General features: G+C 63.1%; 23 protein-coding genes and 1 tRNA gene. 17 read left to right on the forward strand and 7 right to left on the reverse strand.

Going from position 1 to position 24778, the window contains the following annotated elements:
* The first annotated feature begins 117 nt into the window (after nucleotides 1-117).
* The 9 genes from Q9R14_RS04625 (at nucleotide 118) to Q9R14_RS04665 (ending at nucleotide 10852) form a co-directional block, all read left to right on the forward strand.
* On the forward strand, nucleotides 118-672 hold the full coding sequence (locus tag Q9R14_RS04625; RefSeq protein ID WP_165116464.1) for a hypothetical protein: 555 nt from the start codon (nucleotides 118-120) through the stop codon (nucleotides 670-672).
* On the forward strand, nucleotides 669-1640 hold the full coding sequence (locus tag Q9R14_RS04630; RefSeq protein ID WP_165116466.1) for a hypothetical protein: 972 nt from the start codon (nucleotides 669-671) through the stop codon (nucleotides 1638-1640). The genes Q9R14_RS04625 and Q9R14_RS04630 overlap by 4 nt, the downstream gene beginning before the upstream one ends.
* A 2-nt stretch (nucleotides 1641-1642) precedes the next feature.
* A complete protein-coding gene (locus Q9R14_RS04635) occupies nucleotides 1643-2875 on the forward strand; it encodes an MBL fold metallo-hydrolase (RefSeq protein ID WP_240612185.1) in 1233 nt (410 codons plus the stop codon).
* Between the two features lie 191 nt (nucleotides 2876-3066).
* On the forward strand, nucleotides 3067-3855 hold the full coding sequence (locus Q9R14_RS04640) for a hypothetical protein (protein WP_165116468.1): 789 nt from the start codon (nucleotides 3067-3069) through the stop codon (nucleotides 3853-3855).
* 51 nt (nucleotides 3856-3906) lie between these two features.
* The gene (locus tag Q9R14_RS04645) at nucleotides 3907-4674 is read left to right on the forward strand and encodes a hypothetical protein (protein ID WP_165116470.1); all 768 of its coding nucleotides are present in this window, start codon (nucleotides 3907-3909) and stop codon (nucleotides 4672-4674) included.
* Nucleotides 4675-4953: 279 nt separating this feature from the next.
* Entirely contained in the window at nucleotides 4954-8316 is a 3363-nt protein-coding gene (locus Q9R14_RS04650) for a response regulator (protein ID WP_371929762.1), read from the forward strand.
* 3 nt (nucleotides 8317-8319) lie between these two features.
* Entirely contained in the window at nucleotides 8320-9144 is an 825-nt protein-coding gene (locus Q9R14_RS04655; protein WP_165116474.1) for a protein-glutamate O-methyltransferase CheR, read from the forward strand.
* A gap of 20 nt (nucleotides 9145-9164) precedes the next feature.
* The gene (locus tag Q9R14_RS04660) at nucleotides 9165-9716 is read left to right on the forward strand and encodes a chemotaxis protein CheB (protein WP_240893507.1); all 552 of its coding nucleotides are present in this window, start codon (nucleotides 9165-9167) and stop codon (nucleotides 9714-9716) included.
* Nucleotides 9713-10852 (forward strand): hybrid sensor histidine kinase/response regulator, encoded by a 1140-nt coding sequence (locus tag Q9R14_RS04665; RefSeq protein ID WP_165116478.1) that lies wholly within the window; start codon nucleotides 9713-9715, stop codon nucleotides 10850-10852. Before Q9R14_RS04660 ends, Q9R14_RS04665 begins: the two co-directional genes overlap by 4 nt.
* Nucleotides 10853-11663: 811 nt before the next feature.
* Here the strand turns inward: Q9R14_RS04665 and Q9R14_RS04670 are convergent.
* The gene (locus Q9R14_RS04670) at nucleotides 11664-12062 is read right to left on the reverse strand and encodes a putative quinol monooxygenase (protein WP_165116481.1); all 399 of its coding nucleotides are present in this window, start codon (nucleotides 12060-12062) and stop codon (nucleotides 11664-11666) included.
* A 261-nt stretch (nucleotides 12063-12323) separates the two neighbouring features.
* Here Q9R14_RS04670 and Q9R14_RS04675 point away from each other — a divergent pair, with 261 nt between their 5' ends.
* Nucleotides 12324-13619, forward strand: a complete 1296-nt coding sequence (locus Q9R14_RS04675) for a sodium:proton antiporter (RefSeq protein WP_165116483.1) — start codon at nucleotides 12324-12326, stop codon at nucleotides 13617-13619.
* An 89-nt stretch (nucleotides 13620-13708) separates the two neighbouring features.
* Here Q9R14_RS04675 and Q9R14_RS04680 read toward each other — a convergent pair whose 3' ends face one another.
* The 3 genes from Q9R14_RS04680 to Q9R14_RS04690 form a co-directional block, all read right to left on the reverse strand.
* A complete protein-coding gene (locus Q9R14_RS04680) occupies nucleotides 13709-13852 on the reverse strand; it encodes a hypothetical protein (RefSeq protein ID WP_174086714.1) in 144 nt (47 codons plus the stop codon).
* Nucleotides 13853-13997: 145 nt separating this feature from the next.
* Complete coding sequence (locus Q9R14_RS04685) at nucleotides 13998-14552, reverse strand: dihydrofolate reductase family protein (protein ID WP_165116485.1); 555 nt, start codon at nucleotides 14550-14552, stop codon at nucleotides 13998-14000.
* A gap of 222 nt (nucleotides 14553-14774) precedes the next feature.
* Nucleotides 14775-15464: an alternative oxidase gene (locus tag Q9R14_RS04690; protein WP_165116487.1), complete on the reverse strand. Its 690-nt coding sequence runs from the start codon at nucleotides 15462-15464 to the stop codon at nucleotides 14775-14777.
* Between the two features lie 151 nt (nucleotides 15465-15615).
* Here Q9R14_RS04690 and Q9R14_RS04695 point away from each other — a divergent pair, with 151 nt between their 5' ends.
* The 5 genes from Q9R14_RS04695 to Q9R14_RS04715 all read left to right on the forward strand — a co-directional run bounded on the left by Q9R14_RS04695 (nucleotide 15616) and on the right by Q9R14_RS04715 (nucleotide 21271).
* On the forward strand, nucleotides 15616-17094 hold the full coding sequence (locus Q9R14_RS04695; RefSeq protein ID WP_174085750.1) for a sensor histidine kinase: 1479 nt from the start codon (nucleotides 15616-15618) through the stop codon (nucleotides 17092-17094).
* Entirely contained in the window at nucleotides 17084-17713 is a 630-nt protein-coding gene (gene fixJ / locus Q9R14_RS04700; protein WP_165116491.1) for a response regulator FixJ, read from the forward strand. Before Q9R14_RS04695 ends, fixJ begins: the two co-directional genes overlap by 11 nt.
* Nucleotides 17714-18035: 322 nt before the next feature.
* Nucleotides 18036-19559 (forward strand): TolC family protein, encoded by a 1524-nt coding sequence (locus Q9R14_RS04705; RefSeq protein ID WP_306003649.1) that lies wholly within the window; start codon nucleotides 18036-18038, stop codon nucleotides 19557-19559.
* Nucleotides 19556-20341 (forward strand): hypothetical protein, encoded by a 786-nt coding sequence (locus tag Q9R14_RS04710; protein ID WP_306003650.1) that lies wholly within the window; start codon nucleotides 19556-19558, stop codon nucleotides 20339-20341. The genes Q9R14_RS04705 and Q9R14_RS04710 overlap by 4 nt, the downstream gene beginning before the upstream one ends.
* The gene (locus Q9R14_RS04715) at nucleotides 20342-21271 is read left to right on the forward strand and encodes a tyrosine-type recombinase/integrase (RefSeq protein ID WP_306003651.1); all 930 of its coding nucleotides are present in this window, start codon (nucleotides 20342-20344) and stop codon (nucleotides 21269-21271) included.
* Between the two features lie 49 nt (nucleotides 21272-21320).
* Here the strand turns inward: Q9R14_RS04715 and Q9R14_RS04720 are convergent.
* Nucleotides 21321-21396: transfer RNA gene (locus Q9R14_RS04720), tRNA-Lys, on the reverse strand.
* A 158-nt stretch (nucleotides 21397-21554) separates the two neighbouring features.
* Between Q9R14_RS04720 and Q9R14_RS04725 the strand changes: the two genes are divergently transcribed.
* Nucleotides 21555-22967, forward strand: a complete 1413-nt coding sequence (locus tag Q9R14_RS04725; protein WP_306003652.1) for an amino acid permease — start codon at nucleotides 21555-21557, stop codon at nucleotides 22965-22967.
* Complete coding sequence (locus Q9R14_RS04730; protein ID WP_306003653.1) at nucleotides 22967-23320, forward strand: Hpt domain-containing protein; 354 nt, start codon at nucleotides 22967-22969, stop codon at nucleotides 23318-23320. The genes Q9R14_RS04725 and Q9R14_RS04730 overlap by 1 nt, the downstream gene beginning before the upstream one ends.
* A 214-nt stretch (nucleotides 23321-23534) precedes the next feature.
* Here Q9R14_RS04730 and Q9R14_RS04735 read toward each other — a convergent pair whose 3' ends face one another.
* Both Q9R14_RS04735 and Q9R14_RS04740 read right to left on the reverse strand, forming a co-directional pair.
* Complete coding sequence (locus Q9R14_RS04735) at nucleotides 23535-23867, reverse strand: chorismate mutase (RefSeq protein ID WP_091747140.1); 333 nt, start codon at nucleotides 23865-23867, stop codon at nucleotides 23535-23537.
* A 40-nt stretch (nucleotides 23868-23907) separates the two neighbouring features.
* Nucleotides 23908-24750: a ferredoxin--NADP reductase gene (locus Q9R14_RS04740; protein ID WP_306003654.1), complete on the reverse strand. Its 843-nt coding sequence runs from the start codon at nucleotides 24748-24750 to the stop codon at nucleotides 23908-23910.
* Nucleotides 24751-24778 lie beyond the last annotated feature (28 nt).

The following is a 24778-nucleotide window of genomic DNA, read 5'->3' on the forward strand; positions in this document are numbered from 1 at the left end:
GATACCGCGCGCGAGGTACGTCACAATCGGTCGTAGGTCACACCACTTGGTTGATCATTAGAAACTTCTCGCTTGCTCAAGTGAATCAATACGGTTGAATGAGCTGGGGGAGTAGCGATGGATCACAACGAAAACGAGCATCTGGCGGACTTCGTCGAGGACGCCGCCAGGCGGCACGATCCAGACGACCACTATGTGATGCAGCAGGTAGCGAGCGGTCAGGTTGCGATCAGTGACGACGACGAGCATTTTAGGTCAGCCAAGCACTTCGTCGGCCGGTTCTGGGTCGTCGAGCCGAGGAATGGCAATCCTGAGCTTGCTAGCTACCGACGTAGGTTTCAGGATGCGGAAATCGAAGACGACACGTTTATCGATTTGCATCACTCATTGACCTTCGAGCGGTGCTGGTCAGGTCTCGGCGAGAACGACCAACACCTTACTCCGCATCAGCGCCTCTCAGTGGAGGGAAGAGAGAGCAGCGACTGGCCGCGAGGGCATGTCGTTTACGCGCCTTGGGACCGGATGTGGCTCGTCACAATCGCTGAAACTCTGGCGGCCGATGACGCAACGCTGCTCGCCGTTCGGCAGCGCTTCGTCATCGACAAAACAAGCTGTCGCGTGGTTGGCGACGCGCGATTTAATGCAGACCTTCCGACGCCGGGATCCGAATGACGACGACTGACAAACTCTTCTGCCGGGGACTCACCTCGAAGCAAATGAACGCCCTCGCAGTTGCTGCGGTCGTAAGCGATCATTGGTGGCGTGACCTGCTGTCGCTTTGGAAACCGAGTGGAGTGAGTAGCGGGGAATACGGGCTGCGCTTGGCGGTCCGGCACGGCTACCTTAACTTCTATCGACACGGCCAATCGGTGGCTAAAGTCAGCTTCGACGGATCGCATCGGCCGACGCTTTCGGTCCACGCCAAATACATCTGCAACGACGATGAGCGCGGGGTGGTCGGCCAGGTCTATGCCCGCCTCGACGACCGCGGGATCAGTTGCAAAGGCCTGACATCGCGCGCCTACGAAGGGCTTGCGACGGTGAAGGCTTGGATTGACGTCGTGAACCGGCACTACGCCAAGGTCGGCGGTGAAAAACCGCTCATCGATCAGCTGCTCGACAACCCTGCGAACGACGGCGTGATCGATCTGGAGATGGGTCTTCCCGCTTGGGGCTCGCGAAGAACCGCGCCACGCATGGATGTCGTCGCGGTCGAGGAGGTCGAGGGGACGCTGACGGTTATCTTCGGCGAGGTGAAGCGCATCGACGACGGTCGAGTTCGCTCCTCGAAAGCAGAGCCTGAGGTCGTCAATCAGCTCAAGAAATACGAGAACTATCTCACCGACCCGACAAACCGCGATGCCATTGCCAACGCGTACTCACAGACAGCGATAAGTCTCCTGGAGCTGGCTGGCATGACGCGAAGTGTCGGCGCGGAAATCACGCTGTCGGACACGATTCGTCGAGCGGCGACGACGGTGCCCCTCAACGTTGCTAGGCAAGCCGTTCTGGTCATCCTAAGACCCGGTGATCGCGGCGAAGGGAACTGGGAAGATCTACATCGGCCCGCGTTGAACGGCGCCGTCAAGTTTGTCGAAGTCCGACCGGGCGAGGCCATGAATCTTGGGGTCGTCGTTTGACGGTGAATCTCACCGTCCATCGCGCGACCGATCAGATCGGCGGGAACTGCATCGAGCTTTCTAGCGACGCCGGCAGGATCCTACTCGACGTCGGCCGACCTCTTGATGCGCCGAATGATGCGGTAGGTTTGCTGCCAACTACGCTCGATCGAGACCGACCTCTCGACGGAGTGCTGATCTCACACCCTCACCAAGACCACTACGGCCTTCTCGAGGAAATACCGGCGCACTGGCCGATCTACAGCGGCAAGGCGACCGAGCGACTCATACAGCTGACCGCGATCATTTTCGGTCAACCGATGCAGCGGGAATTCCGGCCGTGGGACGTGGGCAAGGCGAACCAGATCGGACCGTTCACGGTCACACCTTACCTGACGGACCACTCGGCGTTCGATGCGCACATGCTGCTCATCGAAGTGGAAGGTCGGCGTATTCTCTACTCGGGCGACTTCAGGACACACGGGCGCAAGTCGAAGCTCGTCGAGCGCATGATGGCGTCGCCGCCGGCCGATATAGACGTGCTGCTGATGGAGGGGACCAACCTCGGCAGCGACAAACCTTGCATGACAGAGACCGACCTTGAGGCGGACTATGTCGAGCTGTTTCGGGCGACTAAGGGGCGGGTGTTTGTGGCGTGGTCTGCGCAAAACATCGACCGTACCGTCACGCTCTATCGCGCGTGTCTGAAAACCAAGCGCACGCTTGTGATCGACCTCTATACGGCAGAGGTGCTCGACGTGTTGGCGGAGCACGGTCGCATACCTCAACCAGACTGGTCGTCGATTAAGGTGGTCATCACCAGCGCGTTTTCGCGGATGTACAAGCGCAAGGGCGACGAGGCGTTCGTGACGCGCATGGCGGCGAACGGCATCTCGGCCAAGGCGCTCGTAAACTCACCTGAGAGGTGGGTGATCATGGTGCGGCCGTCTCTGATCAAGGACTACTCGCCGGCTGGGGTCACGCCGACCGCAGACGACGCGTGGAGCTACGCGATGTGGAGCGGCTATCTCAAAAACGAGGATGGCCAACGACTGCAGAACTGGTTCGGCGAGGGCCGTGCCAGGGCAAAACATCTGCACACCAGCGGGCATGCGTCGCCGTCAGATCTTCGAGCGTTCGCCAACGCGATGAAACCAAAGACGATGGTGCCGATACACGGGGTGGCGTGGGATCTCGACCGAGAGGGGTTTCCGCCGATTACGCGTCTCGTCGACGGGCAACCGTTGGTTCTGTGAGCTGCAGAACAGGCCTCAGTGTACATTCGGAAAATCGCACTGAGCGCGAAAAAGATGCCGGACTTTCTCTGGCGAAGCCTGCCGAGTGCTGGCGGGCGCGGTGGGGATTTTCATCTCTTTCGCCGGCCTCTTTTAAGCTACCTGAAGCCCAATCTGAGGTGGTAGAACGGCACAGTGCAATGGGGGCAAACTTGAAAAAATTGATGCTTGCGGCTTCGATTGCCGCGTCTTTTCTGAGCGCTTGCGGCGACAAAGCCCCGACACCCCCAGCCGGAACGGACGAGGAAATTTCTGCCGTTGCTTTACAGCCGAATGCTCGGTGTATTGCTCCTGAGACTGTTGAGCAGCTCAAAACGATGGCATTCGATGCAGCCCGACGTCTGTCGACCGCCGATCCCGTTCGGATGAACGATCTCCAACGGCAGTCAGTCGCCAAGCTAGAGATGCCGCTTTTGAACGCGCACGATAAGACGTTGGATCGAACAACCTGTTCGGGCCGTCTTCGCATTGAAGTGCCCGTAGGCGCCCGCAGTCTGTTCGGTCCTGATGACCTCGTCGCCGACGTGACCTACTCAATGCAACCGGCTGCGGATGGAACCGGGCTTGTCTACCAAGTGGATCAGTTTGGGCGCATTCCAGGTCTGATTGGCTATGCCGATCTGAGTCAGTTCAACCAAAGCCGCTCCGGAAGTTCTGCGCCGGCGACCGCGCCATCACTCGTTGTCCAGCAACCCTCATCTGTCGGAACCGCCAGCTTCGATTGCCGCCGCGCTCGCACATCGGTCGAGCAGATGATCTGCGCAGACCCTGGTTTAGGCGAACTCGATCGTCAAATGGCAGCCGCCTATGCGCGCCGGCGCCAAGCTCAGCCGGGATCTGGAAGTGAGCAGACTGCGTGGATCGCGATACGCAACACGTGCTCGGATACTGGCTGCCTATACAAAGTGTATGAAGAACGGATCGGTCAACTCAGCGACTGACATGGTTCTCGCCTTTGAGCCTCAGACCTTCGAGTGCATTTGGAGATTAGCGTGAAACCAATCCCCTTCATCGCGCTCGGTTGCCTTCTGCTGGTCGGCTGCGACCTATCGCCTAAATCGGAAGCGCCCGCGAACCCCATTGCCTCTAAAGCTGCACCAGTAGCCGCGGTCGTCAAACCGACAGCGGATCCGCTTACTCCTGATCAGCTCACCGCGCTGGCGTTCAGAACCGCGTGGGGCGGGCCGCCCCCGATCGAGCGTGAGGAAGGGACAGGTAACCAGACCGACACGCGGACCTATCGGTCCGGCAAGCTGATTGCGCTTGAGGGGGGCCGATACGCTCTCATCTCTGACGGGCAGGGCGGGGAGGGACATGTCAATTCGGGGTCGCTCTCCATCCACTATTTGCAGCGTACCGGAGACAGTTTCACGCGCATCGGCAGCTGGCCTGGATTTCTCGTTTCGGGGACGTGGGGAGCCCCGCCAGAATGGAAGATCCGGACTGATCTTACCCCGTCACCGGCCCTGGTCGCAGAGGCTGGCGGCACATGGCAGGGCTACACCTGCACCTGGGCACACGTGATCGAGCTAACCCCGGACAAACCTATCGTGCGGATCGATCAGATCCCGACCTCCTATAGCGACGGCGGGGCGCGCGAAGAGGGGGAGACCAAGAGCATGGAGGGGGTCTTGATCCCCGGTCAGAAGGGCAAGTCGATGCGGGTTCGCTACACGGGCGACGTGGATGCGACGGTCGTCTACGCCAAGGTTGGAGAGAGCTATGACCCGGTCAATCTGCCCGAGCTGCTGACCTGCTGAGCGGCCGAACTGCTGTCTCAGGGTAGATGTGGACAAATGCACTGAGCGGGCAGGGCGCGGACGGCGAATGTCTCAGTCTGACTCAAAGCGGCGGTTGGTGACGTCCGCTTTCGGTCAGGGAAATTATGAAAACATCGGTGGCGTCCTCAGCACTGTTTGCCCAGGTGTGGCTTGCAGCTATGGACGGGCGGAATGAACTTTTCGGGTTGGAGAGCGAGCTTGGCTCAGACGCAGCATGGCGTTGGACGCATTCGATCGAAGGTCGAAATTTGGGTCGGAGTGGGCGTCGTGCTCGTTCTCGCCTTCTTCCTGATTAGCGGCGTCGTCGCCTACCTCAACGTCCAGGGCCTGCGCGCCAATAGTCAGAAGGTGGTTGGAACCCATACGACACTGGTGGCCATAGACCAGGTCCTGTCGACCGTGCAGGACGCTGAAACGGGACAGCGCGGTTACCTTCTCACGGGCCAAGACCGTTATCTTGAGCCCTACGAAGACGCCGTGGCCGCAATGGACCGTGACCTTGCGATCCTCACCGAAGTGACCTCGCGCGACCCAGCGCAGCAGGCCAACCTCAAAGAGGTCAAGCGCCATGTCGGCGTCAAGATGGAGCAGTTGACCCGGGGAATCGAAGCGCGGCGTACGGGCGGCCTCGCGGCGGCCGTCGCGATGATCGAAACCGACCGCGGCAGGACGGCGATGAATGCGATCCGGGAACGCTTGGCCATCATGCGCGCCGACGTCGCGCAGCAGCGGCGACAGTGGCTGTCTGAGATGGAGGTCGCTTACCGGACCGCCCTGCTGACCGGAATCCTGTCCGCCCTGCTCGGCGCCGCCCTCACCGTCGGGGTGTTCCTGCTCATCCGCAACAGCACGCGGGAACGCGCCCGGCGGGAGTGGCTTCAGGCCGGACAGGTTGGGCTCGCCGAAGCAATGAGCGGCGACAAGACCATCGAGGCGCTGGCCGACAGCATCTTGGGCTTCCTGGCTCGATATGTCGACTTTCAAGCCGCAGCGATCTTCAAGGGCGAAGGCGGCGTTTTCCGCCGCGCCGCCACCCTGGGCGTTCCATCAGACGCGCCCGTGCCTATGGAGTTCCGACTTAAGGAGGGCCTTCTGGGCCAGGTCGCCGCTGATGGGGCGTCAGTGCTGCTGACGGATGTCCCTCAAGGCTATCTGACTATTGGATCCGCGCTGGGACGGGATGACCCGCGTCATCTCGTCATCGCCCCTGCGAACGCCGATGGCGTCATCAACGCCGTGATCGAGTTGGGCTTTATCCATGCCCCGGGACCGCAGGTCCTTCGGCTGCTGGACGAAAGTGCGGCTGCGATAGGCGTCGCCCTCAGGTCGGCGCGCTATCGTCTGGATCTTCAGAACGCCCTCGAAGAGACCCAGCGCCAGTCCGAGGAACTACAGGTGCAGAGCGAAGAGCTTCGGGTTTCCAACGAGGAGTTGGAGGAGCAGGGGCGCGCGCTCAAGGAATCCCAGGTGCGGCTGGAGCAGCAGCAGGTGGAGCTTGAACAGACCAACAGCCAGCTGGAAGAGCAAGCACAGGTTCTGGAGGGACAGCGCGACGACCTGGAACGGACCGGCGCCGATCTGGCCCTCAAGGCCCGGGAGCTCGAAGCGGCCAGCCAGTACAAGTCCGACTTCCTCGCCAACATGTCCCACGAACTCCGGACGCCTCTTAACTCCCTGCTGATCCTGTCGAAGCTTCTCGGCGACAACAGCGACGGAAACCTGTCCGAAGAGCAGGTTCGCTACGCCCGGACCATTCAGTCCTCGGGCGACGATCTGTTGACGTTGATCAACGACATTCTCGACCTCTCCAAGATCGAGGCCGGGCACGTCCAGATCCGTCCCGAAGCTGTTTCGGTCCAGAGACTGGCCGGCGACTTGCGCCAGCTGTTCGATCCGATTGCAGACCAGCGGGGGCTGAACTTCACGATCGACGTCGCCAAGGGGACGCCCGATCTGGTTGAGACGGACCGTCAACGTCTGGAACAGATCCTTAAGAACCTGCTTTCGAACGCCTTCAAGTTCACAGAGAAGGGGAGCGTAAAGCTGAGGATCGCGCCCGGCGACCGGGGCTTGGATTTTTCGGTGAAAGACACCGGAATCGGTATTTCGCGCGAACAGCAGAACAGCATCTTCGAAGCCTTCCAGCAGGCCGACGGCACGATCAGCCGCAAGTACGGCGGGACGGGGCTCGGACTTTCGATCTCCAGGGAACTGGCTCGGTTGCTCGGAGGCGCGATCACTCTGGAAAGCAAGCCCGGCAAAGGCAGCACCTTCACCCTCAGCGCGCCCCTCGCCTACGACGCCGCTCAGGTTGCGTCGCGCGCGCCCTTTGCTCCGCAACCCGCGGCGTCCTCAGTCACGCAGGCCGCCCCGAAATCGTCGCCCGCTGTCCTGCCCCGCGCGATTGAGGATGATCGGGACGCGCTGGCCGTGAACCGGCGCACGTTGCTGGTCGTTGAAGACGACGATCGTTTCGCCGCCATCGTCCGGGACCTGTCGCGCGAAATGGCGTTCCAGTGTCTTGTGGCCAGTAATGGCGAGGACGCGATCAAGCTCGCCAAACAGTACCGGCCGAGCGCCATCGTCCTTGACGTCGGCCTTCCTGACCAGTCCGGTCTGACGGTCCTGGACACGCTGAAGCGCGACGACCAGACCCGCCATATACCGATCCATGTGGTGTCCGCTGGAGACCATGCCACGACCGCGCGCGCGCTTGGCGCGATGGGGTATCTCACCAAGCCGGTCAAACGTGAGGCGCTGGCGGATGTCCTTCGGGCCCTGGAGGAGGACCTCACCCGGACCGTTCGACGAGTCCTGATCGTGGAGGATGACGCCGTCCAGCGCGAGGCCATGAGAGCCCTTCTGTCGAGCGGCGGGGTCGAGACGGTCGGGGTGGGCACGGCGGCGGAATGCCTTCAAACCCTCGAACAGCAGACCTTCGACTGCATGGTTGTGGACCTGTCCCTGCCCGACGCCTCCGGCTTCTCGCTGCTGGAGAAGCTCAGTCTGGACGGTCAGCAGGCCTATCCGCCGGTGATCGTCTATACCGGCCAGGATCTGACGGCGGACCACGAGCAACAACTGCGCCGCTACTCCAGCTCAATCATCATCAAGGGCGCCAAGTCGCCGGAACGCCTGCTGGATGAGGTCTCGCTGTTCCTCCACCAGGTGGTCGCCGACATGCCGCCCGAACAGCAGCGCATGATCCAGAAGGCGCGAAATCGAGACGCCGTGCTGGAAGGCCGGCGCATCCTCGTCGTCGAGGATGATGTCCGAAACATCTATTCCCTCACCAGCGTGCTCGAACCTCGCGGCGCCGTCGTGCAGATCGCGCGCAACGGGCAGGAAGCGCTCGACGCGCTCGATGCGTCCGCCGCCTCTGCACCCGCCATAGACCTCGTTCTGATGGATGTGATGATGCCGGTCATGGACGGGCTCACCGCGACACAGCGCATCCGGAGCGATGGACGCTGGGGCGGCCTGCCGATCCTGATGCTGACCGCCAAAGCCATGCCGGACGACCAGGAACGCTGTCTCGCAGCAGGGGCCAACGACTACATGGCCAAGCCCCTGGATGTCGATAAGTTGCTCTCTCTGGTCCGCGTGTGGATGCCGCGCTGATCCATGGCCGACGCTCTCGAAGACCTCGAAATCCAACTGCTGCTGGAGGCGCTGTTCCAGCGCTATCATTTCGACTTCCGTCACTATGCCCGTGCGTCGATCAAGCGGAGGCTAGTGCAGGCCCGCGACCAGATGGGCTATCCGACGCTGACCGCGCTGCAGAACGCTGTCCTGCACGACCCGACGATGCTGCCTCGGCTGCTGGGCTATCTGACGGTGCAGGTCAGCGAAATGTTCCGCGACCCGACCTATTTCAAAGCCTTGCGCGAGACGGTGCTTCCCCATTTGCGCACCTATCCGTCGCTCAAGGTTTGGATTGCGGGGTGCAGCACTGGCGAGGAAGTCTACTCCCTAGCCATCCTGTTCCGGGAGGAAGGGCTGTATGATCGCACCCTCTTCTATGCCACCGACATCAATCCCGATGCGCTCCGCGCAGCAGAAGCCGGGGTCTACGCCCTCGATCGGCTGCGCAAATTCACCGAGAACCACCAGAAGTCGGGCGGACGTTCGTCCCTGTCCGACTACTATACGGCCGACTACGGGCGGGCCGTCTTCGACCGTAGCCTCAGCGCCCGGGTCGTCTTCTCCGATCACAGCCTCGTCACGGACGCGGCGTTCGCCGAGATGCAACTGATCTCCTGCCGCAATGTCATGATCTATTTTGATCGCGCCCTGCAGGATCGCGCCATTGGCCTGTTCAAGGACTCCCTACCACGCGGAGGCTTCCTCGGCCTCGGCTCCAAGGAAAGTTTGAGGTTTTCGGCCCACGCCGGCGAATTTTCTGAGTTCGTCCCCCAGGAAAAGCTCTACCGAAGGCTAGGCGCATGAGTGTCCCATCACAACGCGCGGTGGTGATCGGCGCTTCCGCCGGCGCCGTCCAGGCGCTTTTAGCCATCCTTCCCATCCTCCCAGCGGACTATCCCTTGCCCATTCTGATCGCGGTCCATGTCCCCCCGGATCGAGGCAATGGTCTCGTGCCGCTGCTTCAAGCGAGCTGCGCCCTTGCGGTGCTTGAAGCCGAGGACAAGGAAAGGGTCCTTCCTGGAACCGTCTATTTTGCGCCCCCCGATTATCACCTTCTGGTCGAGCGAGATGGCGGGCTGGCCCTGTCCTCGGATGAGCCGGTCAACTATTCTCGCCCATCGATTGACGTTCTCTTCGAAAGCGCCGCCGACGCCTATGGAGCCGGCCTGATCGGTGTCGTGCTGACGGGCGCCAACAACGACGGGGCCGCCGGCCTGAGAGCCGTTATGGAAAGGGGTGGCGAGGCCTTCGTCGAACGCCCGTCAGAGGCCTATGCGTCAGCGATGCCAGAAGCCGCTCTCGCGGCCTGCGCGGGCGCAACGGCCATGAGTCTGGCGGACATCGCAAACTATCTGGTGGAACTCGAAGCCGCATGACGACCCTCGACACCCCGATAAAGGTTCTTCTTGTCGATGATCTCGAGGAAAATCTCCTCGCGCTTGAGGCTTTGCTCCAGCGCGAAGGTCTCCACCTGCTCAAGGCGAAGTCCGGAGATCAGGCGCTGGAGCTGCTCCTTGCCGAAGACGTCGCTCTCGCCCTCCTAGACGTGCAGATGCCTGGCATGGACGGCTTCCAACTGGCCGAATTCATGCGCGGCAACGCCCGGGTCCGTCATGTCCCCATCATCTTCGTCACGGCGGGCAGCGCAGAACAGCAGCGCCGGTTTCGCGGCTATGAGGCCGGCGCGGTCGATTTTATCCAGAAGCCGATCGAGCCTAATATCCTGCGAATGAAGACGGAGATCTTCATTGAACTCTATCAGCAGCGTGAGCGGATACGCCTGCAACGAGACGAATTGGACGTGCATGCGACGGCCTTGAGCGCCGCAGATCAACGCAAGAACGAGTTCCTGGCGGTCTTGGGTCATGAGCTACGCAATCCCCTCATGGCCCTGAACGCAGGGCTGAAGTTGCTCGATCGCGCCGGCGAGCCAGATCAAGCCGCCGTCATCCGGGAGCGGATGGCGACCCAAGTGTTTCACCTCTCGCGGCTTGTCGAGGATCTGCTTGACGTTTCGAGGATAGATCAGGGCAAGATCGCCCTGCGCCTCGAACGGGTGCAGTTAAAGACCGTGCTGGACTCCGCGATCGATACAAGCCGTCCCAAGATCGACGCGGGTGGGCATGCCTTCACGTTTGACCTACCGACGGAAGCCGTATGGGTCACAGCCGACTTCACCCGCCTATCGCAGATCGTCAGCAATCTGCTGACCAACGCAGCCAAATACACCCCGTCGGGCGGGACGATCCAGCTCCGGGCGAACGCCGGGCCCGACTACGTCGAAGTCGCCGTCTCCGACACTGGCGTCGGCATTTCCAAGGATATGCAAGCTCGGGTCTTTGAGCTGTACACGCAGTTGAAGGGGCCCGACGATCGATCCAGCGAAGGCCTTGGCATCGGTCTCGCCCTGGTCCGCCAACTGGTCGATCTGCATAAGGGCGACATCCGCGTGGAAAGCGACGGTCCGGGCGCCGGCAGCTGTTTCACCATACGGTTGCCGCGTTCAGCATAGCATCGACCGTCGGAGTAGGCGCGGCTATTGCCAAACAATGCGGCAGTGAATGTCTGGGACTGGCGCCCAGAAGTTCATTATCTGGAAGCAGGCGTCACGACAGGCAGGCGACCTCAGAGGAGGGGGCATGCGACAGTCTGACCTGTTCCTACAACCGAAGCCCTCAGGGAACGCGCCGTCTAATCGGCCCCAAGGCGCCGCTTAAGCCCAAGCTCATCTGGTCCATCCGACAACAGTTGAGTGTGGCTAGGAGATTTCGCGACCTCGCCGTGTTCAACTGCGCGTTGGATTCGAAACTACGCGCCTGCGACCTGGTCCGACTTCGCGTGAGCGATGCGGCGAGAGGCGGTGTTCTCCGTCAGCGGTCGGTCGTCATCCAACAGAAGACCGGGAGACCTGTGCCCGTTGAGATCACCGAGCCTGCGCGTGATGCGATCGCTGCTCGCCTGAGTGTGCCGCGCCAGCCTGAAGACGACTGGCCGTTCCCAAGCCGGAGCCGGTGCGGCCAGCACATCGGCGCCAGGCCGTATGCTGGGCTGATAGACCGATGGCGCCGTTGATTGACCTAGAGCCCTAAGGGTACGGCGCTCACAGCCTTAGACGCACTAAGGTCTCGCTCATTCACAAGAATGACAGGCAATCTTCGCGCATGCCAGCTCCTGATCGGCCACAGGAGATTGGAGAGCATAGTCAGATATCTCGGTATCGAGGTGGATGACGCCTGGGAGATGTCAGAGCAAATCGACTTGTGACCCTAAGCCGGGCCCTGAAGCAAGCCCGGCGATGGTCAGCTTTGGGTGGGAAGCGGATGTTAGTGGGCAGGCGCCGAGAGGCCGTACCCTCCTGCGGGCGCCGTCTCGGCCACCCTCGACATTCCCGCGATCATCGGTCGCCCTCTCGAGATCGCATCGCGGACCGCCGGAAGCGTGAGTGACGCGCCGTGCGCTTCCTTGCTCTGCCATGCCTCTGTGATCCAAATCACCTCCGGCTCTAGCGGGTCCAAAGCAACGATGTAGCTCAAACAGCCCGGCAGTCCGCTTACACCCTCGATGAGGACTCTGACCAGCTCGTCGCGATGACCTGGCTGCGCTGTCATTTTGCCGATCAAGCCGTACATCGATGAACTTTCCATGTCCGCAGCAGACGCGCGAAGCGGTGAAGTGACGGCCAAGCCCACGCCAGCAACGACGATTCTGCGGCTGATTTCCATCGCAATACGTTAGCTGGCCGATGGATCGAGACAAGCGGATAGTTCCGCAACGGGTCGATTTCGGTCCTGGGCTTTGGCGCCGAACGCGGATGTTGGCCGTTAGGCCGGAAAGCAGTCGCCCTTGACGCCAAATCGGGGTGATTAGTGGACGTTCCTCATCGAAACAACGGGGCGTGGAACCATAGCCTCTAGAAACGACCGGTAACCGGACGGGCGTTGCCGCATTAAGGGAACGACGCCTTGTCGATCCTCCGGAGAGCCATGCCCGATTCCTATATCCTCATGCTGTTTGTGGTGGGGGCGCTGGTCGCGCTGGTGGCGTGGCTGCCGCTGGTGTTCCGGCGCGCGCCGCTTTCGCTGCCGATCGTCTGCGTCGGGCTTGGGGCCGCGCTGTTCAGCCTGCCGCAGGTGGGGTTCGATCCGCTGCCGCAGACCTATCCCGAGATCACCGAGCGGCTGACCGAGTTCGTGGTGATCATCGCCCTGATGGGGGCAGGGCTGAAGATCGACCGGATCTTCAATCCGAGGCGATGGGGCGTGACCTGGCGGTTGCTGGGCGTCACCATGATGCTGTCGATCGTGGCGATCGCGCTGCTGGGATGGACGGTCCTGGGGCTGGGCCTGGCGGGGGCGATCCTGCTGGCCGGCACGCTGGCGCCGACCGATCCTGTGCTGGCGTCGGACATCCAGGTGGCGGCGCCGGGCGAAGGGCGTGAAGACGAGGTGCGGTTCGGCCTGACGTCCGAGGCGGGGCTGAACGACGGGTTGGCGTTCCCGTTCGTGAACCTGGCCATCGCCCTGGCCCTGGTGGCGGCGGGCCAGAAGGACGACTGGTTCGTAGAGTGGCTGACCGTCAGCGTGCTGTGGGAAATCGGCGCCGGGCTGGGCATCGGCTGGGCGATCGGCTGGCTGTTCGGCTGGCTAACCTTCACCATTCCGGCCAGCACGCGACTGGCCGCGACGCGCGACGGGTTCATCGCCCTGGCGGCGACCTTCATCTCATACTCGGTGACGGAGATGCTGCACTGCTACGGCTTTCTGGCGGTGTTCATCACGGCGCTGGCGTTCCGGCACGCCGACCGGGACCACGATTTCCAAGTCGAGATGCACGACTTCATCGAGCAGATCGAGCGTATGGCGATGATGGTGGTGCTGGTGCTGTTCGGCGGGGGGCTGGCGTCGGGCCTGCTGGCGCCGCTGCGGCCGCTGGATGCGATGGTGGCGTTGGCGATTGTGCTGGTGGTGCGGCCTCTGACCGGGATGATCGGCTTCATCGGCTGGAGGCGGCCGATGCGCGAGAAGCTGATTCTGGCCTTCTTCGGGATCCGGGGCGTGGGCTCCTTCTACTATCTGGCCTATGGGCTGAACGCCGCGCCGTTCGAGAGCGACGACCGGCTGTGGGCCATCGTGGGGCTGATCTGCCTGATGTCGATCCTGCTGCACGGGATCACGGTCACGCCGGTGATGCGATGGTTTGACCGCAGCGAAGGCCGCGATCCGGATGCAGAGGCGGATGGGGTGCAGGCCGAAACGTCGGGGCGAGGAACGTCAGCCTGACTTTGTGACCAAGGCCGATTGGATCAGGCACCTCAAATGTCCGCTACGGGTGGTTAGCGGTCATCGACTGGCGGTAGCCTTCGCTTAGCTTACGAGATGAGCCACTCCACGACTTCAAGGGGGATGCTTCCGTTATCAAACGTCGCCAAGGTCATCTGACCGTTTGCGTCAGCGTAGAAAACCTCTGCCAAGAGCGCGTGTTCGATCACCCCATCCGACAGTTCGAGGAACATGCCGTCACGCTGGACATCACTGCCCATGGTCAGTTGAACGATCCAGCAGGCGACTTTGACATGCGAATACCCCAGATCGCACTAGCCTAATCGGCTGGGCCGATGTCCGCCTCGGGTGGGAAGCGGACATCGTCCCAACTTTCAATCAATGAGCTCGGTAATGCATAGCGACCGCGCCGTTACTGAAAGGCTTGGTCGAGAGCAGTTCTAGTCTGCGTGTTGCGGACAAGCCGGCGTGATAAAGGGTCGGACCGTGCCCTGCGATCCTTGGATGAACGACGAGCTTGTATTCGTCGATCAGATTCAACCGATCTAGTTCCGTCGCCAGCTTGTCGCTGCCGAGGAGCACGCCAGCCGGCGTAGCGTCCTTCAGCGCTTGCACCGCCGCATGTAAGTCGCTGCCAAGATGGTGGCTGTTTGTCCACGGGAACGTCGTACGCGTCGTTGACGCCACATACTTTGGTTTGTCTTCCAGCTTGACCGCCCACTCGCGGATCGCCGCAGGTGCATCCACCTCGCCACTAGCGACGGTAGGCCAGTATCTCTCCATCATCTCGTAGGTCACACGACCCCAGAGCATCGCGCCGTTCTCGTCCATCAAGCGGGTAAAAAAGGCGTGCGTCTCGTCGTCGGCGATGCCTTCCTGATGGTCGACGCAGCCATCTAGAGTGAGGTTGATGCTGAAGGTCAGAAGTCCCATGAGGCTAGCCTATGCGATCTTGGCTCGAGCTCAACGTCCGCAACGGGTTGGTTTGCGAAGCAGCCATCGCCCCCTAAAGAGGACCTCTGATCCACGCACGGAATGTCGTCTTTCCGGCATGGTCCGCATGACCGCTCCTGGCGCAACGCAGTCGTGGCGTGGGCGGTAAAACAAAGCCCCCGGGCGGATGGCCGGGGGCTTCACAAGGTCTAACGACGTGGGTCAGGCTGCAGTCTTCCAGGTGGGCTCGAGGGCGATGTGGGGCGGGCAGGGCGCCACCGCCGGGACCGGCAGGCCGCCGAGCTCGTTGGCGTAGCCGTGGTTGACGTCGCGGTGGTGGGCTTCGTCGGCCCGGACGACCAGCACCACATCACGCAGGGTGGCGTCCTCGAGCAGGCCCCAATAGGCCTTGGCGATCGCCGGAGCGGGGACGTTGGGGCTGCGGCCCTCGTCGATCTCGGCCAGGTAGTGGGTGTAGCTGATCACCGCCTCTTCCTCGAAATAGCCGACCACGCGGTGCGCCGTCTTGGAGGAGACCAGGTAGAGGGCGAAGAAGAACAGGTAGAAGACCCACTGCACCGAGACGATGACGAACCGCTCGAACAGGGTCGGCTTGGCCACCTCGATGAAGGTCATCAGGTGCATGCGCTCGTTCTCGGCCTCGTCCATCAACGTCTTGATCCACCCCTTGTCGTCGCACATGCGGCGCAGGCAGCTGAGGTGGTTGATGGTGGCGCCGACCATCCCGGGCACGGCCGCGACCGTCTCCAGAACGACGGCGCGGTGGCCGTAGCGCTTGGCGAAGAAGGTGTCGGCGCACCAGCGCAGCAGCTTGGTGAAGCCGAATGCGACGCGGTCCGACAGCCCCTTGGGCTGGTGGTGGATGGAGAGATCGACGAGGGGGGCGCTCATGGCCTGTATCCTTGGGATGTCCGCCGGTCCATCCGGCGTCTGGCGATGACGGCGGTGTAGAACCACTCCCTGCATCCCGGTATTTGGGTCTTGACCCTAGGGGGAATTGCGGAGGCGCGGAGCGGTGGCCGGAAAGGGTAGGGAAGGATCGATGCGCGTCTTCCGATCGCCGATCACCTCGCCGTCGGCCCTGATCCGACCGCACTCGCCGTGGATCGCTGCGGGGGCTTCGCTGCTCGTCGCCGGCCTGGCGGCCCTGGTGCGGCTGCAACTGCCGGACCCGTTGGACGCGCAGGCGTCCTTCCTGATCTTCGTGCCGGCCGTCGTGGTCGGCGCGGCGCTCGGGGGCGCCGGGCCAGGCGTCTTCGCGACGCTGCTGGGGCTGTTCGGCGGTCTGGCACTGGCGCGGACCACGGACCCGTCCTGGCTGGAGACCCTGCTGTTCCTCATCGTCGCCGCCGCCGTAACGCTGGGCGGAGAGTGGTTTCAGCGCGCGCACCGCGAGCTTTCGGGCCGCGAGACCCATCTGCGCCTGATCCTCAACACTGTGCCGGAGGCCATGATCCTGATCGACGACAAGGGGGTCATGCGGGCCTTCAGCCCCGCGGCGGAACGTCTGTTCGGCTGGACGGCGGACGAGGCGGTCGGCCGGAACGTCAGCGTCCTGATGCCGTCGCCCCACCGCGAGGCGCACGACGGCTATCTGGAGCGGTACTATCGCACCGGTGAGCGGCGGATCATCGGCCTGGGCCGGGTGGTCGTGGGCGAGCGCCGGGACGGCTCGACCTTTCCGATGGAGCTGTCTGTCGGCGAGATGCGCACCGCCGAAGGACGCTTCTTCACCGGATTCGTTCGCGACCTGACCGAGCGGCAGCAGGCGGAGGCGCGCCTGCAGGAGCTCCAGGCCGACCTGGTGCGCGTCTCGCGCCTGACCGCGCTTGGCGAAATGGCGTCGGCCCTGGCGCACGAACTGAACCAGCCGCTTACGGCCATCGCCAACTATCTGAAGGGCTCGCGGCGTCTGCTGGCGGCCGAGACGGTCCCGCTCGAGCGGGTGGCGGACGCCGTCGATCGCGCCGCTGAGCAGGCCCTGCGCGCCGGCGTCATCATCCGCCGTCTGCGTGATTTCGTTGCGCGGGGAGAGACCGAGCGGCGCATCGAGGACCTGCCCAAGCTGGTGGAGGAGGCCAGCGCCCTGGCGCTGGTCGGCGCGCGCGAGCACGGCGTCCGCGTTCGCTTCGATGTCGATCCCGCCGCCGACCGGGTGGCAGCCGACAAGGTTCAGGTGCAGCAGGTGCTACTGAACCTGATCCGCAACGCCGTCGATGTGATGGAGGATGCGCCGGTCAGGGACCTCGGGATCACGGTCGCCACGATCGACGACGAGCATGTGCGCATCACGGTCTCCGACACCGGGGCGGGGATTTTACCTGAGGTGGCGGACCAGCTGTTCCAGCCGTTCGTGACGACCAAGCGCACCGGCATGGGCGTCGGCCTGTCGATCTCGCGCACGATCATCGAGGCCCACGGCGGCCGAATCTGGTTTGAAGCCAACGACGCGGGCGGGACCGATTTCCACTTCACCCTGCAGCGCGCCCACCTTGAAGAGGAGCCGGTCGATGGCGAATGAAACCGTCGTCCATGTGATCGATGACGACGCCGCCGTGCGGGACTCGATCGCCTTCCTGCTGGAGACCGCCGATCTGACGGTCCGCACCCATGAGTCCGCTGTCGCCTTTCTCGCCGCGTCCGATCGATCGCCCGGCTGCATCGTCACCGACGTTCGCATGCCCGAGATGACCGGCATCGAACTGGCGCGGCGCTTGCGTGACGGCGGATCACGCGAGCCGGTGATCATCATCACCGGTCATGCCGACGTGCCCCTGGCGATCGAGGCGATGCACGCCGGGGTAGCCGATTTCATCGAGAAGCCGTTCGACGACGACCTGCTGCTGGCGGCGATCCGGCGCGTCGTCGATAAGGCCGGCGAAGCGGCGTCGGCGGAGGCCGAGCGCCGGGAGATCGCCGCCCGCTTCGACAGCCTGTCCGGCCGGGAGCGGGATGTGCTGAAGGGGCTCGTCGAGGGGCACGCCAACAAGGTCATCGCCTACGACCTCGACATCAGCCCGCGCACCGTCGAGGTCTATCGCGCCAACCTGATGTCAAAAATGCAGGCGGGAAGCCTGTCCGAACTGGTGCGGATGGTCCTGACCCTGCAGCCGTTCACGAACGACAGCTCAGTTATCTGAATGTCGCGTTTTCGGACCTTGGGCGGTTTCCGCTCCTGGCGCAAAAGGGCCGTTCCGGTCGCTCAGGGTAGATCGGGAAAAATCCACTGAGCGAGCGGGCCCCTTGGCGTAGCGGGCCAAACGCGGTGAGCGGGTAGGGACCAAAGACGGCTTCTGACGCCAAGGCGACCTAAGGGATGTCAGCTTCTAGGCAACTAACTTCCAACAGCGACCGCTCGATAACGAGGATAGGGTTAGACCGTTGGCTGATATCGCAACGCCAGTTGCTGGACGTAACGGCTGCGCTTGAGTTAGTTATGCTTGCTGACGTCGGGGTGAAGCTATGGGTAGAGCTTGGATCGGCTGGGTTGCTGTGGGCATTTTGGCCGGATCAGCGCCGAACGCCCTTGCGGCGGTCTCCCAAGTTCAGGCCGCGCCCCAAGAGGCGGCCCAGGGCGACGCTACAGTCGCTCTGACCTATGCGGCCGCTCAACAACGTGTTCGCTCCAACTCCAGTCTCGGTCGCGCTGCGGGCTATGGGATGCAGGCCGCCAGGGCTCAGGCGGATGTGGCTGCCGGGCTGAATCGGCCGACCGTAGCGCTCGATGCTCAGTTGATCCGTTATCGCAAGACATTCGATCTCTCGCTGGGCGACACGCTGGACCGCGCACAGGCCGAGCTCGGCGCCGCCATTCCTGGGCTCATCTCGGATTTGCCGGGTGTGCCGGGTGACGTGTTGCAGAGTATCGGCCAGCGGCTGGAAGCGGCGCTTCCCGAAATTTTCGCCGCCTTGCCGCAAGACGTCCGATTGCAGGTCGACGACACGACCTTTCGCCCCACGGTGACCGCGCTTCAACCGATCTACACCGGCGGCGCGATTCCAGCTCTCCGGCGAGCGGCGGCGGCCAATGTGGAGCTGGCGCAGGCGAAGCAGCAGGAAGCGGTCAGTCTGGAGGACGTCAATCTGGCGCGGGCGTACTTTGGCCAGGTGCTGGCCGCCGAAGCGCTGAAGATCGCACGCGAGACCCGTGACGGCTTCGATCTGCATTTGCGCAACGCTCGACTGTTGGAATCGCAAGGCGTGCTCAGCCACGCCCAGACGCTTCAGGTCGAAGTCGCCCGCGATGCGGCTCAGCGGCAGGTCAACAGGGCCGAACTGGAGCACGACAACGCCGTGGCGTCCCTCGCCAGGATTGTTGACACCAATGGCGCCGTCGTTCCGACCACGCCCCTGTTCGTAAACCGTGACCCAATCGGTCCAGCCGGCGTGTTTCTTGACCAGGCAAGCCAGGCGAACGCTCGCCTTGCGCAGGCTCAAGCCGGGCGCGATCTGGCCGAGGCGGGCGCCGATCTCGCGGCGTCACGAATGAAGCCGTCCGTCTATGCATTCGGAACCTACAACCTGAACCCAGACGACGCTCTGCCGACCGAGCCGGATTGGGCGGTTGGGATCGGCGCCCGTTACACTCTGATTTCGACGGTGGATCGACGACGCATGCTGGGCGCAGCGCGCGCTCAGGCCTCGGCTGCTGCAGAGGTGGAACGACAGGCCCGAGACGACGCCCGATTGCTGGTCACGCGAGCGTATAATCAGGCGGAGTTGGCGCGTCGTCAGTTTCTGAGCATGGACAGCAGCCTAGAGGCCGCCAGCGAGAATCTTAGAGTTCAGGAGGTTGGGTTCCGTGAAGGCGAGGCCACAGCCGCCTCGGTCGTGGACGCCCGCAATCTTCTGGGGGCCGCGCGTTTGCAACGCGCAGCAGCAGCTTACGAATATGATCTCAGCCTGGCCGCCTTGCTGGCGGCGTCGGGAAGCGATCTGACCTTGAACGACTATCTGCAACGCGAAGACCGGCTAAGCGCGCCATGAGCGAGACGCCTCCCTTTGCCGATGCCCCGACAAACGGTGCGCCGACGATCGCGGCCAGTCGTACGTCTGCACGGCGACGTATTCTGCCTGTGATCGTGGGCGTCGGCCTCGTACTGCTGATCGGTTTCATCGTCGTGGGCCTCTTCCTGGCGGCCCGTCCGGGTACGTGCCTGACTTCGTCAATCTATACTGGCAGAAATGGTGGCGGAGTATTTGTTTCGCCTGACAATCTGGCCTCGGCAGCTGTTGTGTTTGCGGTCCGCCGCCTCATCAAACCGACATGGCTCAACGACCGAGACCAGTTCCTACAACCCACTCAGCCGCTGTCCGATGAGTTCAAATCCGACTGTCTCGTTTGGATGTTGTTCAACGGCGGCAACTTGACTGCCGGGGCCGACGGCCTTCACTGGAACGATCAGGACTGGTCGCTGACAAATCACTTCATCCCCTTCACCGAGGCACAAGTCGGGGTTGCGGGTCGTTTTGAGTCCGATTTCATGGTCCGGCGGCTGCAGAATACAGCCCTCTCGGCTGAGGCGCAGGCTGTTCTTGATGAAGGACTCAAACTGTGGCGGCGCTTTCACGCCATCCAGTTCCCTCGCAAGATCCGCGAAGAGCTTAAACTCGGTCGTCCTGATGCGGGTTGGTATCAAATTCGCCGTGCCCTCGACGCCTACGGCGATGCTGAGTTGACAGACTTTGAGCCGTTCAAACGCGCATACGCAGCACTGTCGGCCAAGCTACGCCCGATGGTTTTCGAGTTAGGTTTCCTTCCGAAGTAGGTGGCCGGCCGAACAACGATCCGGTGCCGCAACTCACTTACCCTCGTCGCCCTACTGGACGCCTATGAGTCTTCATCAGACTTCCGCAGTCTCGCCGAACGTACGCGCACAGATTACAAAAAGCATCTTCGAGCGATCGCCAGCGAGTTCGGCGACTTCCCTATCGCAGCGCTGAGCGACAAGCGCGTGCGGGGCGACTTCTTATCCTGGCGCGACCGCTTAGCGTTAGGCTCGCGACGTACAGCTGACTACCGGTTCACCGTCTTCGCGCGCGCTCTGTCTTGGTCCGTTGACCGGGGGCTTGCCCCTTTCAATCCATTGGAGCGACAAGGGCGCGTCTATCGTGCGACGCGACGGGATAATGTCTGGACCGACCATGATGAAGCGACCTTCCTGGCGCAGGCCCCTCGCCATCTTCAACTAGCGTTGCTTCTCGCGTTATGGACCGGGCAACGGCAGGGGGATCTGCTGCGGCTGAGCTGGAGCGACTATGATGGCGATGTCATTCGGCTCAAGCAGCGCAAAACAAGAGCGCGAGTGGCGATCCCTGTCGGCGCCCCTCTGAGGGCGGCCCTCGAGACGCTCGCCATCCATACGGGCGACAGCGAGACGATTTTGACCACCGAAGCGGGACGGGCTTGGACCGAATCTGGTTTCCGCGCTTCGTGGAGAAAGGCCTGCGCCAAAGCTGGGATCGCCGACGTCACGTTCCACGATCTGCGCGGAACGGCGGTCACCCGTCTAGCTATGGCGGGTTGCAACGAAGCTGAGATCGCTACGATCACGGGCCATAGCCTGCGAGACGTCGGTGCGATCCTCGATGGCCACTATCTCAAGCGCGATCATTCGCTCGCTGTGTCTGCGATCAAGAAGCTCGAAGCGAGAGCGGGCTTTCCAACTTTTTTCCCAACTAAGGCTGAGCGCACATAGTCGCTTCCCAATGGTGGGGGATTTTCTCTAGCAAAAACAAGGGGGACGATGGTGGGTGATGTAGGGTTCGAACCTACGACCCGCTGATTAAGAGTCAGCTGCTCTACCGACTGAGCTAATCACCCACACCGATCGTCGTGTCTTCGGCGGGGCCAACGCCATCGCCGAAGGGCGCTCCTACTACCCAGCGGTTCTGGGGTTGGCAAGCGCTTTCGCAAACTTTCTGCGACGGAGTATGGTCCGCGTGGAATCAGCCGCGGCAAGCGGCGGGGGAGCGAACAGCATGGCCTTCTGGAACCGGCGTCGATCGATCGACGCGATGATGGCGCCGCACGACGGACCGCGGCTGAAGCCGACGTTGAGCTGGCCGCACCTGCTGGCCCTGGGCGTTGGGGCCATCGTCGGCACCGGCATCCTTACGCTGATCGGGGTGGGGGCTGGATTGGCAGGCCCGGCGGTGTTGATCAGCTTTGGCCTTGCGGGACTGGTCTGCGCCTGCGCGGCTTTGGCCTATGCCGAGCTGTCGACCATGATGCCGACGGCGGGCAGCGCCTACACCTATTCCTATGCCGTGCTGGGCGAGCTGATCGCCTGGATCGTGGGTTGGAGCCTGATCCTTGAATATTCGCTGGTCGTCAGCGCCGTGGCGGTGGGCTGGTCCGGCTATGCGGTCGGTTTCCTGAGCGGGCTGGGGATCGATCTGCCGACGGCGCTGATCGCCGGGCCGCATGCCGGGGGGATCATCAACCTGCCGGCCGTGGCCATCATCGGAGTGGTGACGGGCCTGCTTCTGCTGGGCACCAAGGAGAGCGCGACGCTGAACGCGGTGCTGGTCCTGATCAAGATCGCGGCGCTGGTGGTATTCGTCGCCATCGCCCTGCCGGCGTTCAAGCCCGAGCATTTCACGCCCTTCATGCCCAACGGCTTCGGCGCGCCCTTCGTCCAGACCGGGGTGATGGCGGCGGCGGCGATCATCTTCTTCGCCTTCTACGGGTTCGACGCCATTTCGACGGCGGCGGAGGAGACCAAGAAGCCCGAGCGTGACCTGGCCATCGGCATCGTCGGCTCCATGCTGGTCTGCACGGCATTGTATCTGGTGGTCGCGGCCGCAGCCATCGGCGCGCGGCCGGTCGCGACCTTCGCCAGCAGCCCCGAGCCTCTGGCCCTGATTCTGCGTCAGATGGGGCAGGGGACGGCGGCCCAGTGGATCGCCGCTGCGGCGGTGATCGCGCTTCCGACCGTCCTGCTGGCCTTCCTGTTCGGCCAGAGCCGCATCTTCCTGGGCATGGCGCGCGACGGCCTGTTGCCGCGCCGCCTCGCCAAGGTGTCCAGCCGAGGCGTGCCGGCGGTGGTGACGGTGTTCACCGCCATCGTCGTGGCGATTCTGGCAGGGCTGTTGCCGCTGGACGAGTTGGCGTCTCTGGCCAACGCCGGGACGCTGGCGGCCTTCTGCTCGGTCGGTGTTTGCCTGATTGTGTTGCGCATCCGCGAGCCCGGTCGCAAGCGGGTGTTCAAGGCGCCGCTATGGCCGGTCGTTGGAGCGGTCAGCGTGATCGGCTGCCTGGTCTTCTTCCTCAGCCTGAAGCCCGTGACGCAGATCGGCTTCGTGGTCTGGAACGTGGTCGGCGTGGCGATCTATCTGCTCTGGTCCTCGCGGAACTCGCGCCTCGCCAAGGGCGAGGAGACGGCGGCCTGATGGCATTGCGCGATCTGACGGGCGCCGTCGATTTCGCCGTGCTGAACGGCATGACGGGCGGGGACGACGCCATCAACGAGGAGGTGTTGGGCCTGTTCGTCAATCAGGCCGGCCTGTGGTCCGTCATGCTGGATTCCAAGGTCGAGGGCTGGCGCGACGGGGTTCATACGATCCGAGGCGCGGCGGCGGGCATCGGCGCGCGGGACCTGGCGGCGATCTGCGCCGAGGCGGAAGCGGTGGATCAGAGGTTGGCCGCGCCAGCGGTGGAGCGGGTGCGCGATGCTCTGCAAGCGGCGCTGGCCGATGTCGCGGCCTATCGGCACGAACTGATGCTGCGCGGTCTCAAGGGCTGAGGCGAAGCGGATGAAATTGCACTGCACTCCGAAAACGCGTGCAAAATACAAGAAAGTGCAATTTCGGCAGGCGAAGCGCGTCGCGATGTCAAAGACCGGACGCCCATTATACGCCGCCCTGAAAGAGCGGCGGGGTGATTGACGCTGCTGCGACCCAATCGGTTGAAACTAGGCTGAACTTTTTTCGCGGATAGGATGGCAGGCGTGCGCCGTCCTAGCTGCGAGTCCGGTCGTAGGTGGCGAACTCGTGGGCGATGCAGCGGTCGATGAGCAGGCGCCAGACGGGTTCGGCGATGTCGGGCGACAGATCGTGGGCCTCGGCCGAGACCAGAACCTTGGCGACCACGTCGTCGATCCGGGCCTGGTCGAAGACGGCGTCGCGGTCGGGCTTGATGCGGGCGGCGGCGTCCATGTAGCGCTGGCGCTCGGCCAGCAGGGCGACCAAGGCGCGGTCCAGGGCGTCGACGCCCTGGCGGACCTCGGCCATCGACTGGCATTCGGCGGGATCGACGCGCGCGTCGACGGCGACTAAGGCAGGCTTTGACATGGGCGTGGGGTTAGCGGGTCAGGCCGCCCAAGCCAAGTCGTCAGCCGACGAAGGCCCGCTCCAGCACGTAGTCCGCCGGTTCGGCGTTGGAGCCTTCCTTCAGGCCATAGGTCTCCAGCAGTTCGCCGACTTCCTTGATCATGGCCATGGAGCCGCACAGCATGGCGCGGTCGCGGGCCGGGTCGAACCCTTCGGGCAGGCCCAGGTCGTGGAAAAAGTCGCCGGACTTGATGCGGTCGGTGATCCGGCCCTTCTTCAACGGGCTGGGGGTTTCGAAATCCTCGCGGGTCACGGTGGGGTAATAGGTCAGCTGGGCCTTGGCCTCGTCGCCGATCAGAGGATCGTCGTGGATCTCGCGGGTGAAGAAGTCGCGGTAGGCGAGGTCGGCGACGCTTCGGACCGTGTGGATCACATAGACATGGCCGAAGCGGGAGTAGGTCTCTGGGTCGCGCGCGACGCTGAGCCAGGGCGCCAGACCCGTGCCGGTGCCGATCAGGAACAGACGCTCGCCGCCGGTCAGGGCGTCAAGAACCAGGGTGCCGGTCGGCTTCTTGCCCATCAGAACCGTGTCGCCGGGCTGGATTTTCTGCAGGCGCGAGGTCAGCGGGCCGTCGGCGACCTTGATCGAGAAGAACTCCAGCTCCTCGGCCCAGCAGGGGCTGGCGATGGAATAGGCGCGTAGGACAGGCTTTCCCGGTACACCGTCTTTGGCTTCGCCCGGTAGGCCAATCATCACGAACTCGCCCGAGCGGAAGCGGAAATCCTCGGGCCGCTTGACGCCAAAGCTGAACAGGCTGTCGGTCCAGTGGCGCACCCACAGAACCTCAAGCTCATTGAAGGGGCTGGCTTTCACGGGGGCGGGGGAGAGGGCGGCGTCTGTCATTGTGCGTCTCTCTAATCTGAGAACCCCT

The sequence above is a fragment of the Brevundimonas sp. C43 genome (assembly GCF_030732185.1).
GTDB lineage: Bacteria > Pseudomonadota > Alphaproteobacteria > Caulobacterales > Caulobacteraceae > Brevundimonas > Brevundimonas diminuta_C.